The organism is Streptomyces sp. LMG1-1-1.1, assembly GCF_040815545.1.
Taxonomy (GTDB): Bacteria; Actinomycetota; Actinomycetes; order Streptomycetales; family Streptomycetaceae; genus Streptomyces.
Map to the genome: position 1 here is coordinate 118,235 of NZ_JBFPNH010000013.1, position 13,406 is coordinate 131,640.

At 73.4% G+C, this 13,406-nt stretch carries 14 protein-coding genes; 9 read left to right on the top strand and 5 right to left on the bottom strand.

Annotation, left to right across the window (positions count from 1 at the left end):
* Window positions 1-89: 89 nt before the first annotated feature.
* On the bottom strand, window positions 90-878 hold the full coding sequence (locus MRBLMG1_RS05295; RefSeq protein WP_367821210.1) for a pyrimidine reductase family protein: 789 nt from the start codon (window positions 876-878) through the stop codon (window positions 90-92).
* 36 nt (window positions 879-914) lie between these two features.
* Here MRBLMG1_RS05295 and zapE point away from each other — a divergent pair, with 36 nt between their 5' ends.
* The 5 genes from zapE (at window position 915) to MRBLMG1_RS05320 (ending at window position 5,954) form a co-directional block, all read left to right on the top strand.
* The gene (zapE, locus tag MRBLMG1_RS05300; protein WP_367821212.1) at window positions 915-2,000 is read left to right on the top strand and encodes a cell division protein ZapE; all 1,086 of its coding nucleotides are present in this window, start codon (window positions 915-917) and stop codon (window positions 1,998-2,000) included.
* A gap of 34 nt (window positions 2,001-2,034) precedes the next feature.
* On the top strand, window positions 2,035-2,460 hold the full coding sequence (locus MRBLMG1_RS05305) for an OsmC family protein (RefSeq protein ID WP_367821214.1): 426 nt from the start codon (window positions 2,035-2,037) through the stop codon (window positions 2,458-2,460).
* A gap of 139 nt (window positions 2,461-2,599) precedes the next feature.
* A complete protein-coding gene (locus MRBLMG1_RS05310; protein WP_367821216.1) occupies window positions 2,600-3,961 on the top strand; it encodes an alkaline phosphatase PhoX in 1,362 nt (453 codons plus the stop codon).
* 101 nt (window positions 3,962-4,062) lie between these two features.
* Window positions 4,063-4,953 carry a PPK2 family polyphosphate kinase gene (locus tag MRBLMG1_RS05315; RefSeq protein ID WP_367821218.1) on the top strand — a complete coding sequence of 297 codons (891 nt, stop codon included), beginning with the start codon at window positions 4,063-4,065 and terminating at the stop codon, window positions 4,951-4,953.
* A gap of 140 nt (window positions 4,954-5,093) precedes the next feature.
* Window positions 5,094-5,954 carry a polysaccharide deacetylase family protein gene (locus MRBLMG1_RS05320; protein WP_367821332.1) on the top strand — a complete coding sequence of 287 codons (861 nt, stop codon included), beginning with the start codon at window positions 5,094-5,096 and terminating at the stop codon, window positions 5,952-5,954.
* An 18-nt stretch (window positions 5,955-5,972) separates the two neighbouring features.
* Here MRBLMG1_RS05320 and MRBLMG1_RS05325 read toward each other — a convergent pair whose 3' ends face one another.
* Genes MRBLMG1_RS05325 through MRBLMG1_RS05335 form a run of 3 tightly spaced genes read right to left on the bottom strand, consistent with a single transcriptional unit; the run spans window position 5,973 to window position 8,228 of the window.
* Complete coding sequence (locus MRBLMG1_RS05325) at window positions 5,973-6,623, bottom strand: ABC transporter (RefSeq protein WP_367821219.1); 651 nt, start codon at window positions 6,621-6,623, stop codon at window positions 5,973-5,975.
* Window positions 6,620-7,510 carry an ATP-binding cassette domain-containing protein gene (locus MRBLMG1_RS05330; protein ID WP_367821220.1) on the bottom strand — a complete coding sequence of 297 codons (891 nt, stop codon included), beginning with the start codon at window positions 7,508-7,510 and terminating at the stop codon, window positions 6,620-6,622. The genes MRBLMG1_RS05325 and MRBLMG1_RS05330 overlap by 4 nt, the downstream gene beginning before the upstream one ends.
* Window positions 7,511-7,550: 40 nt before the next feature.
* Window positions 7,551-8,228 carry an AIM24 family protein gene (locus MRBLMG1_RS05335; protein WP_367821222.1) on the bottom strand — a complete coding sequence of 226 codons (678 nt, stop codon included), beginning with the start codon at window positions 8,226-8,228 and terminating at the stop codon, window positions 7,551-7,553.
* Between the two features lie 71 nt (window positions 8,229-8,299).
* Here MRBLMG1_RS05335 and MRBLMG1_RS05340 point away from each other — a divergent pair, with 71 nt between their 5' ends.
* The 4 genes from MRBLMG1_RS05340 to MRBLMG1_RS05355 all read left to right on the top strand — a co-directional run bounded on the left by MRBLMG1_RS05340 (window position 8,300) and on the right by MRBLMG1_RS05355 (window position 12,416).
* The gene (locus MRBLMG1_RS05340; protein ID WP_367821224.1) at window positions 8,300-8,983 is read left to right on the top strand and encodes a peptidyl-tRNA hydrolase; all 684 of its coding nucleotides are present in this window, start codon (window positions 8,300-8,302) and stop codon (window positions 8,981-8,983) included.
* A gap of 82 nt (window positions 8,984-9,065) precedes the next feature.
* A complete protein-coding gene (locus MRBLMG1_RS05345; RefSeq protein WP_367821225.1) occupies window positions 9,066-10,535 on the top strand; it encodes a DUF692 domain-containing protein in 1,470 nt (489 codons plus the stop codon).
* Between the two features lie 2 nt (window positions 10,536-10,537).
* Window positions 10,538-11,590: a TIGR04222 domain-containing membrane protein gene (locus tag MRBLMG1_RS05350; protein ID WP_367821227.1), complete on the top strand. Its 1,053-nt coding sequence runs from the start codon at window positions 10,538-10,540 to the stop codon at window positions 11,588-11,590.
* Window positions 11,591-11,657: 67 nt separating this feature from the next.
* Window positions 11,658-12,416 carry a TIGR04222 domain-containing membrane protein gene (locus MRBLMG1_RS05355; protein ID WP_367821229.1) on the top strand — a complete coding sequence of 253 codons (759 nt, stop codon included), beginning with the start codon at window positions 11,658-11,660 and terminating at the stop codon, window positions 12,414-12,416.
* Between the two features lie 264 nt (window positions 12,417-12,680).
* Here MRBLMG1_RS05355 and hemQ read toward each other — a convergent pair whose 3' ends face one another.
* Window positions 12,681-13,394 (bottom strand): hydrogen peroxide-dependent heme synthase, encoded by a 714-nt coding sequence (gene hemQ / locus MRBLMG1_RS05360; protein WP_033207967.1) that lies wholly within the window; start codon window positions 13,392-13,394, stop codon window positions 12,681-12,683.
* Window positions 13,395-13,406 lie beyond the last annotated feature (12 nt).

Sequence of the window (13,406 nt, forward strand, 5' to 3'; positions counted from 1 at the left end):
GGAAACCATCCTTCCCCGTGCCCGCACGGGGTCTGCGACAGTAAGTGTGCCCAGCGGACGGTAAGCGGAACGACAAATTCCGCCGATTGTCAGATCCGACGGTAGCGGGTGAAGAGGAAGCCGTCCTGCTCCAGCACGGAAGCCACCTGGAAGCGTGTCGGGACGGCCACCGAAGGGCCCCCGGCGATCCGCTGGGCACCGCCCGCCGTCATGGTCGGCGAGAGCGTCAGGCACAGTTCGTCGAGGACCCCCGCGGCCACGAACTGGCCCAGCAGCCGGGGCCCGCCCTCGGTCAGCTGCCGCCGGAGCCCGCGCTCCGCCAGCGCCGCCACCGCGCGGGCCGGCTCGACCCCGGCCCCGTCGCCCGCGAACAGCACCTCGGCGCCCGCCGCCCGGGCCGCGGCGACCCGGTCGGGCGAGGCCGCGGCCCCGGTCAGGATGAGCGTCGGCACCAGCGGCGAGGTGAAGAGGGGCAGCGAGAAGTCCAGGGCGAGGGAGGCGCTGACCACGGCGATCACGGGGGCCTCGCCCTGCCCCGCGGCGGCCCGGCGGGCGGCGAACGCCTCGCGCGCCCGTGCGGGGCGGTAACCCTCCAGACGTACCGTCTCGGCGCCCACGACCACCACGTCGGCCAGGCCCCGCAGGGTGCCGAAGATCCGCATGTCGGTCTCGGAGGAGAGCGGCTGGGAGCGCCCGTCGTGCTGCCCCGCGCCGTCGAGCGAGGAGACCATGTTGGCCCGCAGCCACACACCGTCACCCTCCGGGTACGCGTAGGCGTCGGCGAGCTCGTCGAGCGACCACTCGCGACCGTCGGCGGCGGCCGGGCCGGCGGAGGTCTCGGAGGCTGTCATGTCCGTCACAGGGAGCAGGCGTCGCATCCTCGCAGTCTGACATGACGATTACAGTGGGGAACTGTGTCGACCCGCGCCCTTACCGAAGCCGCCTCCGCCGAGGCGGCCCCGCTCTCGCTCTGCTCCCGAGAGCCCCGTGTCCCCGCCGACCGCCTCGTCGCGGAGATGGTGCCGCCGCCGCGGTTCGACTCGGTCCGGTTCGACACGTACCTCCCGGACCCCAACCAGCCCAGCCAGACGGACGCCGTCAAGGCACTGAGCTCGTTCGCCGGGGGACTGGGCGGAGCGCACGCCTCCGGAGCCGGCAAGCGCCGCTGGTTCGCCAGGAAGCCGGCCGCGCCGACCGGGCCGCGCGGGGTCTACCTCGACGGCGGATACGGCGTCGGCAAGACCCACCTGCTCGCCTCCCTCTGGCACGCCACCCCCGCCGAGCCCTCGCTGAAAGCTTTCGGCACCTTCGTCGAGCTGACCAACCTGGTCGGCGCGCTCGGCTTCCAGCAGACCGTGAAGACCCTCAGCGGTCACCGCCTCCTCTGCATCGACGAATTCGAGCTCGACGACCCGGGCGACACCGTCCTCGTCTCCAGCCTCCTCGCCAAGCTCGTCGAGGCGGGCGTGGCGCTCGCCGCCACCTCCAACACGCTCCCCGGCAAGCTCGGCGAGGGCCGCTTCGCCGCCGCCGACTTCCTCCGCGAGATCCAGGGCCTCTCGGCCCACTTCATGCCGCTGCGGATCGACGGCGAGGACTACCGCCACCGCGGCCTGCCCGAAGCCCCCGCCCCGTACACCGACCAGGTCGTCACGGAGACGGCGTACGCCACACCGGGCTCCTCCCTCGACGACTTCCCGCACCTGCTCGAACACCTGGCCAAGGTGCACCCGAGCCGGTACGGCGCGCTCACCGACGACCTCACCGCGGTCTGCCTCACCGACGTCCGGCCCGTCCCCGACCAGTCGACCGCGCTGCGGCTCGTCGTCCTGGCCGACCGGCTGTACGACCGCGAGATACCCGTCCTCGCCTCCGGACTCCCCTTCGACAAGCTGTTCAGTGACGAGATGCTGAACGGCGGCTACCGGAAGAAGTACTTCCGGGCGATCTCCCGGCTCACCGCGCTCGCCCGCGACGCGAAGGGCCTCGTCGCGCAGTAGCTTGGTGGCCGTACCCGATCGAAAGGGATCCACCATGGCCACCGTGCGTCACGCACACACCGTCTGGCAGGGCGACCTCCTCAAGGGCTCCGGCGTCGTCACCCTCGACTCCTCCGGCCTCGGTTCGTACGACGTCTCCTGGCCCGCCCGGTCGGAGGAACCGAACGGCAAGACGAGCCCCGAGGAGCTCATCGCCGCCGCGCACTCCGCCTGCTATTCGATGGCCTTCTCCAACGGCCTGGCCAAGGCCGGCAGCGCGCCGACCCGCCTGGAGACCAAGGCCGACGTCACCTTCCAGCCGGGCGAGGGCATCACCGGCATCCACCTGACCGTGACCGGCGAGGTCCCCGGCCTGGACGCGGACCAGTTCCAGGCGCTCGCCGAGGACGCGAAGAAGAACTGCCCGGTCAGCCAGGCGCTCACGGGCACGACGATCACCCTCACCGCGAACCTCGCCTGACCTTCGGTCAGATCACGCGCCACACGGGGCAGTTGTGGCCCGCATGGTTCACGCGTCACGAGGGTGCGTGATACACACATGCGGGTCACACGTCACACACCACCTGTCTGTCCGCCAACAGGAAGTGGGTTGTTGCCTCATGTCCGCAACACGACGTCAGCTCCTGTCCCGCACCGGCGCGTCCGTCGCCGGCATCGCCTTCACCGGCGCCCTCACCGAACTCTTCGCCGGCAGCGCGGCCGCCGCCGGAAGCCGGGGCGGCTACGGCCCCCTCGTCCCCGACCCGGCCGGACTCCTCGACCTGCCGGCCGGCTTCCGCTACAAGGTCCTCTCCCGGCAGGGCGATCCGCTCCGCTCCGGCGAAGGCCCCGTCCCGAGCAACCACGACGGCATGGGCGCCTTCCCGGGCCGCCGGGGCCGCGTGCACCTCGTCCGCAACCACGAGAACCGGGTCACCGGGAAGATCGCCGTCCCGACCGTCCCCGGACTGACGTACGACCCCGCCGCCAAAGGCGGCTGTACCGTCCTGGAACTCGACGGCCGCAACGACGTCCTCGGCGAACGCGTCGCCATCGCCGGCACCGCCGTCAACTGCGCCGGCGGGCCGACCCCCTGGAACACCTGGCTGACCTGCGAGGAGACCGAGGACCGGGCCGGCACCAACGGCTACACCAAGGACCACGGCTTCATCTTCGAGGTCGACGGCGCCGACCCGCACCGCACCGGAGCCGTCCCCCTCGAAGCCATGGGCCGCTTCCAGCACGAAGCCATCGCCGTCGACCCCGGCAGCGGCATCGTCTACGAGACCGAGGACGCCTTCGACCGCCCCTTCGGCCTCTTCTACCGCTTCCTGCCCCACCGGCCACTCGGCGGTACGGGATCACTCCGCGCCGGCGGCGCCCTGGAGGCCATGCGTGTCCCCGGCGTCCCCGACCTCTCCGCCGTCCAGGAGCCCGGCGCCCGCTTCGAGGGCGTCGAATGGGTCCCCGTACCCGACCCCCTGGCCACCGCGACCCCCATCCGGCTCCAGGACTTCGGGCCCAAGGGCATCACCCATGCCCAGAAGCTCGAAGGCTGCTACTGGGGCGGTGGGGCCGTCTACTTCGTCTCCTCCTTCGCCCGCCTCAAGGACGGCTCCGCCGCCACCCACTTCGGCCAGGTCTGGAAGTACGAGCCCCACCACCGCCGGCTCACCCTCGTCGTCGTCTTCGGCCCCGACACCGACGTCCGGCTCCCCGGCGAATCCCCCGACAACATCTGCCTCGCCCCCACCGGCGGCCTCATGGTCTGCGAGGACGGCGAGGGCGCCCAGCACGTCTTCGGCGTCAGCCGCAAGGGCGAGGTGTACCCCGTCGCCCGCGGCGCCCAGAACATCGGCACCCCGGACGCCCCCGAATGGGGCGAGTTCGCCGGCGTCACCTTCTCCCCCGACCGCGGCACCATGTACGTGAACTGCTACACCCCCGGCACGACCTTCGCGGTCACCGGCCCCTGGTGCTGACCTGACCCCGTTCCCGGCGGCCGCGCCACGCGCGTGCGGCCGCCGGAGTTCCGTCGCAGGATCGGGGGAGGACGAGCACCGCGGCGGCGAAGGGGCACCCGATGGCGAAGAAGAGCGACGGGAAGAGCAAGCGCACGCCTCGCGAGCCCCGGGAACCGGTCCTGCGCGACGTGCTCCGCGTCCCCGGGGGCGAGCGCGTCGACCTCGGCTCGTACGACACCTCGGCCGCCCCGGCCGGCCCCACCGACAAGGCCGCCGGCCTCGCCGCGACCGCCGCCCTCGTCCCACGCCTCGCCGCCCTCCAGGAGCGCCTCTACGCGTCGAGCACCGCCGGCGACCGCCGACGCCTCCTCCTCGTGCTCCAGGGCATGGACACCAGCGGCAAGGGCGGCACCGTCAAGCACGTCATCGGCCTCTTCAACCCGTCCGGCTGCCGCATCCACGCCTTCAAGGCCCCCACCCCCGAGGAGCGGGGCCATCCGTTCCTCTGGCGCGTCATGAAGGCCCTCCCCCTCCCCGGCGAGATCGGCATCTTCGACCGCTCCCACTACGAGGACGTCCTCATCGCCCGCGTCCGCGACCTCGTCCCCCGCCCCCGGCTCGACCTCCGCTACGACGAGATCAACCAGTTCGAGAAGTCCCTCACCGACGACGGCGTCACCCTCGTCAAGGTCTTCCTCCACCTCTCCTACGAGGAACAGCGCGCGCGCCTCCTCCGACGCCTCGACAACCCCGACAAGCACTGGAAGTTCAACCCCGGCGACATCGACGAACGCCTCCTCTGGCCCGCCTACCAGGACGCCTACGCCCTCGCCCTCGAACGCTGCACCACCGACCACTCCCCCTGGTACGTCGTCCCCGCCGACCGCAAGTGGTACCGCAACTGGGCCATCAGCACCCTCCTCCTCGAACACCTCGAAGCCCTGGCCCCGACCTACCCGCCCGGCGACTTCGACGTGAAGGAATGCCGGGAGCGGCTCCTGGAGACGTGAGCGGTCCTCGTGGCGCCCGCGCGGGCGCGGGCGAAGGTGCGTCAGCTCAGTGCGTGGACTCGGGTGCTGCCGCTGTCGCGTCGCGAGCGTTAGACACTTTGATCGGTTAACTTCCGATCGTGAACATTTCTGTACGGAAGATGGCGGGGCTTGGTGTACTGGGCGCCGTCCTCGTCGGCTGTGGTGGGGGCGCCGCGGAGGGCCCGGCGCACAGGACGGATGCGCCCGTCGTGTCGCGTAGCGCGTCGGCGAAGGCGAGTGCGGCGGCGGCGGGGGCGAAGCCGGCGCGTGTGCCGACCGCGCCGCCGACGATGGCGGCGGGTCCGGGCGGGCTCACGCCCGTGTACAAGCGGCGGGCGAAGGGGACGGAGAAGGTCGTCGCGCTGACGTTCGACGCGGACATGACGGCGGACCAGGGGCCGAGGGCCGCGCGGGGCGAGCGGTTCGACAACCCCGAGCTGATCGCGACGCTGCGGCGACTCAAGGTCGACGCCACCGTGTTCATGACGGGCCGTTGGGCGGAGGAGTACCCCGACCAGGCGAAGTCGATCGGCGGGGATCCGCGGTTCGAGATCGCGAACCACTCCTACAGCCACTACTCGTTCGCGTCGCCCTGCTACGGCCTGCCGACCGTCGCCGGCCCGGACATGGCGACCGACGTGCAGCGCGCCTTCGACGCCTTCCGCGACGCCGGGGCGGTCAACGTCGTCCCGTACTTCCGCTTCCCCGGCGGCTGCTACGACGACGCCGCGCTCCGCGCCCTCGCCCCGACCGGCGTGACGGCCGTCCAGTGGGACGTCGTCAGCGGGGACGCCTTCGCGAAGGACCCCGGCCCCGTCGCCGACCAGGTCGTCGACGAGGTGAAGCCGGGCTCCCTCGTCGTCCTGCACTGCACCCGCAGCGCCGCCCCCGTGACCGAGCAGGCCGTCCGCCGCATCGTTCCGGAGCTCCGCGCCCGCGGCTACCGCTTCGTGAAGGTCTCGGAGCTCATGAGCCGGTGAGCCGACCGCGGCCGCTGCTCACTCCAGACGGGCCGTGGCCCGGCAGGAGAGGCCGGCCGCGACCGCCACGAGGAGGACGGCGCCGGCGCAGGCGAGCAGCGGCGGGGCGGCGGTCGTCGTCCGGGCGCCGGTGATCAGGGCGGTCATGGCGTGCTTCGCCGGTGAGCCCGTGGTGACCAGGGCGAGCAGGGAACCGAGGACGAGGGCGGTGAGGGACCAGCCGGGGGCGGGAAGGAAGGGCCGGGAGGACAGGGCGCCGACGGCGGCGCCCGTCAGGGCGCAGGTGAGCGCGGCGAGCAGGCCGGTGGAGCCGGCGGAGAGCGCCGTGACACCGCGGCGGTCGCTCACCGCCGTCACGGTGAGGACGGCGACGGTGCCGACGAGCGCCGGCCAGGCGGTCCCGGTGAGCAGCGCCGCGAGGTGCGCGCGGCCCCGGCCCGCGGCGGCGGCGATCACGCTCCGGGCGGCGGGCGGCTCCTGAGTGAGGCAGATCCGCACGGACCAGGCCGCGACGGGCAGCAGTGCGGCGGCGGTGAAGCCCAGGGCGCCGAGCACGGGTTCGCCCGCGCGGACCCCGACACCGACGACGGCCACGTACAGGAGCAGCGGCGCCAGCCAGCGTTGCGAGCGGAGCAGCAGTCCCGACTGGTAGCGCAGGAGCGCCGTCATACCCGTACGCCTTCGCTGTCGAGGTGGTGGACGTGCCAGGACGCCGCGAGGAGCACCCCGAGGAGTGCGTCGGAGTGCGCCGCGTCCACGGTGAGGACGAGGGTGCCGGTACGGGTGCCGGGGCCCGCGCCGTCGGGTGCCGGCGCGGTCACCGGGTCGCCCGGCAGACGTGCCGGAAGCGGCCGGCCGCCGGACGCGGTGATCCGGACGAGGGGTCCCTGGGTGTTCGCCGCCGTCTCGCGCACCTCCCGTACGCGGCTCGCCTCCACCGCGTGTACCGCGTCCGCCTCCCCCGCGAGCCGCCGTGGATCGTGGTCGACGAAGACGACGGTCGCGCCCGCCGCGAGGCGTTCGCGGACGGCGCCGTCCAGCTCCGCGCGGGCGCCGGTGTCGAGGCCGGTCCAGGCCTCGTCGAGGACGAGGAGGTCCGGGTCGGCGAGGAGCGCCTGCGCCACGGCGACCTTCTGGCTGGTGCCCTTGGAGAGTTCGGCGAGGGGGGTACGGGCGTGGTCGGCGGCGCCGAAGCGCTCCAGCCACTCCGCCGCGCGGGTCCGGGCGGCCGTGCGGCCGGCGCCCTGGATCCGCGCGAGGTGGACGAGGTAGTCCGCGGCGGTGAACGGCAGGGCCGCCGGGAAGCGCTCGGGGACGTACGCGGTGCGGGCCGGGCGGCCGGTGATGCTGCCCTCGGTGGGCGCGTCGATGCCGGCGAGGAGCCGGAGCAGGGTGGACTTGCCCGTGCCGTTGGCGCCGACGATCCGGACGAGGGAGGCGGCGGGCAGCGTCAGACCGACCTCGCGCAGGACCCACGGTCCGCGGAGCCCGTGCCGTCGCCCGACCCGCTCCAGCCTCGTTCCCGTACCCGCCTCGACGCTCGCTTCGGCTCTCACCGCGGCCCCGCTCCTGCCTCGCTCCGGTCCCGCTTCGGTCTCAGCTCGACGAGTTCTTCTGCGGGGTGAGCTCGCTGGGGCGGACGACGACGAAGCCCTGGCCCTCCAGCTTGAGCTGGACCGCTTCGCCCGAACCGCCGCGGATCATCGAGCCGAGGGACTGGGAGCGGTGCAGCGAGGTGTGGAGCTGCTCGCTCCAGCCGACGACGGCGTCGGTGTCGACGAAGACCGGGGCCTGCGGGGTGACGGGAATGACGATCGGGCTGCCCTCGCACATCAGGGCGATCTTGCCGTAGCCGGAGAAGACGGAGTTGAAGAGGCCGCCGCCGGTCATTCCGGCGCCCTTCACGGTCTTGATGTCGTAGTGGAGGGTCGCGTCGAAGCAGAGCACGTTGCGGCCGTTGACGGTGAAGGCCTCGCCCTGCTCGATCTCGACGATGAAGCAGTTCTGCGCCTCGTGCGCGAACCAGGCCTCGCCCTGACCGCGCACGGCCATCAGCGCGAGGCCCTCGCCGGTGACGGCCCGCTTGAGGAGGCCGCCGATGCCCTGGCCCTTGCGCTCGAACCGGAGGTCGCCGCGGAAAGCGATCATGGAGCCCTGTCGGGCGTGCATCTCGCCGTTGACGGTGTACTTGACCGACTTGGCGTTCTGGAGGGTCATCCCCGGGAAGCCCGCGGTCTCGGCGAGGTGTTCGCCGGCGAAAAGATCACTCTTCATGAGGGGCATCCTGGCCCGGAAGCGATGATTCCCACAAGAATCACTCGTCACGGCAGTGGCAGACTTGCCGGGTGAGCAGCAACGAGACCGATCTCCGTGACGACAAGCCCCAGTTCGTCCTCCCCCTGGTCGTCCGCATCGAGAAGGACGCGCCGCCGGCCAGGACCGACGCCCTGGAGACCGCGGCGCGGGCCGTCCTGGAGATCCTCACCGACGACCGTTCCCTCGGCGACGGCGAGTGGGCGCAGGTCATGACCGACTGGCAGGACGCCCGCATCCGCAAGGTGGTGCGCCGGGCGCGCGGCGCCGAGTGGCGGAAGGCGGGCGCGCTCCCCGGGATCACGGTCGACGGCAAGGAGGCGGAGGTACGGGTCTTCCCGCCGGTCCCGCTCGACGGCTGGCCCAAGGAACTGGCCAAGCTCCAGGTCTCGGGCACCGACCTCGACGACCCGGCCGCGCCCGGCCCCGTACCGGACGGGGCGGCGGTGCTCTGGCTCAATCCCGCGCTCGACATGTCGGCCGGCAAGACGATGGCGCAGGCAGGACACGGCGCCCAACTGCTGTGGTGGGCGATGTCGGAGGCCGAGCGCACGGCGTGGCAGGAGGCCGGTTTCCCGCTCGCGGTCCGGACCGCGACGGCCGGGGACTGGGCGGATCTGACGACGAGCGGGCTCCCGGTGGTGCGGGACGCCGGCTTCACGGAGATCGCACCGGGCTCGTGCACGGTGGTGTCCGCGTTCCCGAACCTCAAATGAAGCTCTGAACGTCCCCCTCGTGGGGTTCGAACGTCGCCGCCCGGGTCATCACCGGGGTGACTGAGGACCGAAGGAGGGGGACATGACGGAACTCGGCATCGGCATCGGCTGGCGTCCCGAGATCGCGGAGGCGGTGGAGGCGCTGCCCGGCCTCGACTGGGTCGAGGTGGTCGCGGAGAACATCTGCGCCGGCCACCTGCCCGACTCGCTGACCCGGCTGCGGGCCCGCGGCGTGACGGTCGTCCCGCACGGCGTCTCGCTGGGGCTCGGCGGCGCGGACCGGCCGGACCCGGCGCGGCTCGCCGCGCTCGGGGAGAAGGCGGTGGCCCTGGGGGCGCCGCTGGTCTCCGAGCACATCGCCTTCGTACGGGCTGGGGGGCCGCTCACGGCGACGCCCCTGATCGAGGCCGGCCACCTGCTGCCGGTGCCGCGGACCCGCGACGCGCTCGACGTCCTCTGCGAGAACGTCCGGATCGCCCAGGACGCGCTGCCGGTGCCGCTCGCCCTGGAGAACATCGCGGCCCTCATCTCGTGGCCGGGCGAGGAGATGACGGAGGGGCAGTTCCTCGCGGAACTCGTCGAGCGCACGGGGGTGCGGCTGCTCGTCGACGTCGCCAACCTCCACACCAACCACGTCAACCGCGGCGAGGACCCGGCGAAGGCCCTGTCCGAACTGCCCGTGGAGGCCATCGCGTACGTCCACGTGGCGGGCGGGGTCGAGCGCGACGGGGTCTGGCACGACACCCACGCGCATCCCGTGCCGGGGGCGGTGCTCGACGTCCTCGCGGACCTCGCGTCGCGGGTCTCGCCGCCGGGGGTGCTGCTGGAGCGGGACGACGACTTCCCTCCCGCGGAGGAGCTGGCCGGGGAGTTGAGCGTGATCCGGACCACCGTCACCACCGCCACCGCGGCGGGCGTGCGTTCCGCAGGGGCGAGGGGGTCCTCCCAGGACGGAGCGCGGGGGACGGCGGGCACGGCCCACCAGCACGGCGCCCGTACCTCGGTACTCGCGCCCCGCCGAGCCGTCACCGCCCCGGAGCAGTCCCTGCTCATCGGCGCCGGCGCCCGCGTCTCGGGCGGCCCCATGCCGGGCGCCGCCACGATGGAGGCCCCCGCCCCGGTGGAGGCCCCCGCCCCGCGCGGGGACGCCCGGCAGCGCCTGGGGCTGGCGCAGGCCTCGCTGTTGTCGGCGCTGGTCGCGGGGACGCCGGTGCCCGAGGGCTTCGACAGCCGGAGGCTCGGGGTGCAGAGCAGGGCGCTGGCCGCGAAGCGGGCCGGAGTCGTCGCGAAGGTGGCGCCGGAGCTGCCGGAGATCCTGGGGAAGGGGTTCCGGCCGGCGTTCCTGGCGTACGCGAGGTCGCGTCCCATGAGCGGCGGCTACCGCAGGGACGCGCTGGACTTCGCCGAGCACCTGCTGGTGGCCGAGCGTCCGGAGGACGCGGAGGCGCGGCGCCGGCTCACCGAGTGGTGGCAGGACCGTTCCGGCAGCCGACCGCCCGGCCGTGCGACCCGACTCGTCCGGGCCGCCCGTCACGCACTCGTACGGAGATGATCATGGGCACGCTGACCGTCCTCCTCTACACGGCCGGTGTCACCGGCATCGTGCTGCTCGTCGCCCGGGTGATCCGGTCGCGCGGCGGCTCCGGCGGGCCGGTGCACGACCGGTACGAGGCCGCCTTCCTGAGCGGCGGACCCGCCCGGGTCGTCGACACGGCGCTCGCCGCGCTCCAGGCGGACGGCAGGATCGCGGTCGGCGGCCCCGGCATCGTGGCCGTCGTGCGCCCCACCGCGTACGACCCGGTGGAGCGCGCGGTGCTCCAGGAGCACGCCGCCGCCCCGCACGGGGCCCTGCACCACCTGCGGATGGCCGTGATGCGGCACCCGGCGGTCCAGGAGATCGGCGACGGGCTCGCGGCGCGCGGGTTGATCGTGGACCCGGCGACCCGGCGGACGACGCTGAGGTGGTGCGCCGTCCTCGGCTTCTCCGCCTTCCTGTTCTTCCCGGTCGCGGCGGTCCTGACGATCGTGGACTTCGCCACCGACCCCGACGCGTCGGTGCCGTACTTCGTGAAGGTGCTGCCGCTGCTCTTCGGCGCGGGGGTCACGGCCCTCGTGTGCGGGGCGGTCTCCGCGAAGCCGGTCACCCCGGCCGGGCTGCGGGCCCTGTCGGCCTACGGTCGCGGGCACGGGCACCTCGCGGACGCCGGGCACCTGGTGGCCCTGCACGGGCTGCGGGGGCTGCCGGACCCCGTACTGCGCGAGCAGCTCCTCGCGGCCGCGCGGATCCACGGGCGGCCGGGCCGACGCGGGCGTGGGCGCGGGCAGCGGACGTCGTCGTCGGCCCACTTCTCGTCGGCGGACGCCGCGGTCCTCGGCGTGGCCACCACGTGGTGCGCGGCCAACGGCTCCTGCGGCGGGAGCGTCGGGTCCGGCCCGTCCGGGTCGTCGTGCTCGTCGGGTTCCTGCTCGTCCGGCTCCTGCTCCTCGGGTTCCTGCTCCTCGGGCGGTTCCGGCTGCGGTGGCGGTTCGAGCAGCTCGTGTTCCAGCTCCAGCGGGAGTTCGTGTTCGAGTTCCAGCGGGAGTTCGTGCTCCAGCTCCAGCGGCTGACCTCGTGCACACGGCGGGCGCGCCCCATCGAGTGGCGGTCCCGCCCGTCCTCCCGTAGAACTCGGACATGATCTGGGTTCCCCTGCTCCTGGTGGCCTGCGTCGTGGCGGGTGTCGGCTGCGCGCGGGTCTGCCGTGCGGCGCTCGCCACCGCCCGGCCCCACCCCGGTGACCCGGGGAGCGGAGTCGACCCTGACCTCACCCTGTGCGAGGCCGCGTTCCTGGCCGGCGGTCCGCTGCGGGTCACCGATCTGACCCTGGTGTCGATGCACCGGGAGCGGCGACTGCTGCTCGCCCACACCGGCTGGGCGACGGTCGTCGACGCGGGCGGCGCCGACCGGGACGCGCTGGAGCGTGCCGTGCTCGGTGCCATCGGGCCGGGCGGCCAGTGCCCCGTCCCCGCTGTACGTCCGCTGGTGGCCGCCGACGACGCGGTGCGGTCCATCGAGGAGCGGCTCGTCGGCCTGGGGCTCGCCGTGCCGGAGGCCGGCCGCCGCGAGGTCGCGGACGGGCTGCGGGCGGTGAAGGCGGGTTTCGTGCTGAGCCTGGTGCTCGGGGCGGCCGCGGCGCTGCTCGTGCCGGCCGCCGAGCGGGCCCCGGTGCTGGCCGCGTTCACGCTGCCGCTGCTGGCCTCGGGGCTCTGTCTGCTGATCGGCGTGATCGAGCGGTACCCGTACACGCGCTGGGCCTCACCGGCCGGGCAGCGGCTGCTCTCCGGCCTCTCCCCCGCCGATCCGCTCACCGCCCTGGCGACGCGCGGTCCCGCGGTCCTGGAGCCCGAGCTCCGCGCGGCCCTCCGGGGACAGGGCACCCGTCACCGGCCGTAGGGGTCCGGGGAGTCGACACCCGGCAGCGGCTTCAGGAGGTGCGGGGACGCGACACCCGGCAGCGGCCTCAGGAGGTCCGGGCGCTTCGAGAAGGCCCCGGAAATGACGCCGGTGCGGCGCGCGTTCACGCGCGCCGCACCCGGAGCCGGACCCGGTGTCGCTGGAGCGGCAGGCACGTGTCTCCCGCCTGCCGTCTGATCTTCCGGGTCGAGGGGTGGCGCGCCCGGCCGGGAGCCGGGCCGCCACCAGGTTCGTACGGCCGTGTCAGGCCAGGCCCGCCACCAGGTCGGCGACGCTCTTGCGGCGACCGGTGTAGAAGGGGACCTCTTCGCGGACGTGCATCCGGGCCTCGGAGGCGCGCAGGTGGCGCATGAGGTCGACGATGCGGTGCAGCTCGTCGGCCTCGAAGGCGAGGATCCACTCGTAGTCGCCGAGCGAGAAGGAGGCGACCGTGTTGGCGCGGACGTCGGGGTAGCCGCGGGCCATCTTGCCGTGGTCGGCGAGCATGCGGCGACGGTCCTCGTCGGGCAGCAGGTACCAGTCGTACGAGCGCACGAACGGGTACACCGAGACGTAGTCGCGCGGGGTCTCGTCGGCCAGGAAGGCCGGGATGTGCGACTTGTTGAACTCGGCGGGGCGGTGCAGCGCCATGTTCGACCAGACCGGCTCCAGAGCGCGGCCCAGCTTGGTGCGGCGGAAGAGGCTGTACGCCTCCTGGAGCTCGTCGCTCGTCTCGGCGTGCCACCAGATCATGACGTCGGCGTCGGCGCGCAGACCGGACAGGTCGTACGTGCCGCGGATCGTGATGTCCTTGGCGGCGAGCTGGTCGAACAGCTCCTGGACCTCGTCGGCGTAGCCGGCGCGGTCCTCGGGCAGAACGTCGCGCAGCTTGAAGACAGACCACAGGGTGTAGCGGATGACCTCGTTGAGGTCCTTCGCCTTCTTACCGGCGTTCGGGATCTTTTCGGGCGCACTCATACGCCTATTCTC

Excerpts from the sequence above, each read along its gene's own strand:
- MRBLMG1_RS05295 (WP_367821210.1), bottom strand. The coding sequence starts at position 878 with ATGCGACGCCTGCTCCCTGTGACGGACATGACAGCCTCCGAGACCTCC.
- MRBLMG1_RS05305 (WP_367821214.1), top strand. The coding sequence starts at position 2,035 with ATGGCCACCGTGCGTCACGCACACACCGTCTGGCAGGGCGACCTCCTC.
- MRBLMG1_RS05310 (WP_367821216.1), top strand. The coding sequence starts at position 2,600 with ATGTCCGCAACACGACGTCAGCTCCTGTCCCGCACCGGCGCGTCCGTC.
- MRBLMG1_RS05315 (WP_367821218.1), top strand. The coding sequence starts at position 4,063 with ATGGCGAAGAAGAGCGACGGGAAGAGCAAGCGCACGCCTCGCGAGCCC.
- MRBLMG1_RS05320 (WP_367821332.1), top strand. The coding sequence starts at position 5,094 with ATGGCGGGGCTTGGTGTACTGGGCGCCGTCCTCGTCGGCTGTGGTGGG.
- MRBLMG1_RS05325 (WP_367821219.1), bottom strand. The coding sequence starts at position 6,623 with ATGACGGCGCTCCTGCGCTACCAGTCGGGACTGCTGCTCCGCTCGCAA.
- MRBLMG1_RS05335 (WP_367821222.1), bottom strand. The coding sequence starts at position 8,228 with ATGAAGAGTGATCTTTTCGCCGGCGAACACCTCGCCGAGACCGCGGGC.
- MRBLMG1_RS05345 (WP_367821225.1), top strand. The coding sequence starts at position 9,066 with ATGACGGAACTCGGCATCGGCATCGGCTGGCGTCCCGAGATCGCGGAG.
- MRBLMG1_RS05350 (WP_367821227.1), top strand. The coding sequence starts at position 10,538 with ATGGGCACGCTGACCGTCCTCCTCTACACGGCCGGTGTCACCGGCATC.
- MRBLMG1_RS05355 (WP_367821229.1), top strand. The coding sequence starts at position 11,658 with ATGATCTGGGTTCCCCTGCTCCTGGTGGCCTGCGTCGTGGCGGGTGTC.
- hemQ (WP_033207967.1), bottom strand. The coding sequence starts at position 13,394 with ATGAGTGCGCCCGAAAAGATCCCGAACGCCGGTAAGAAGGCGAAGGAC.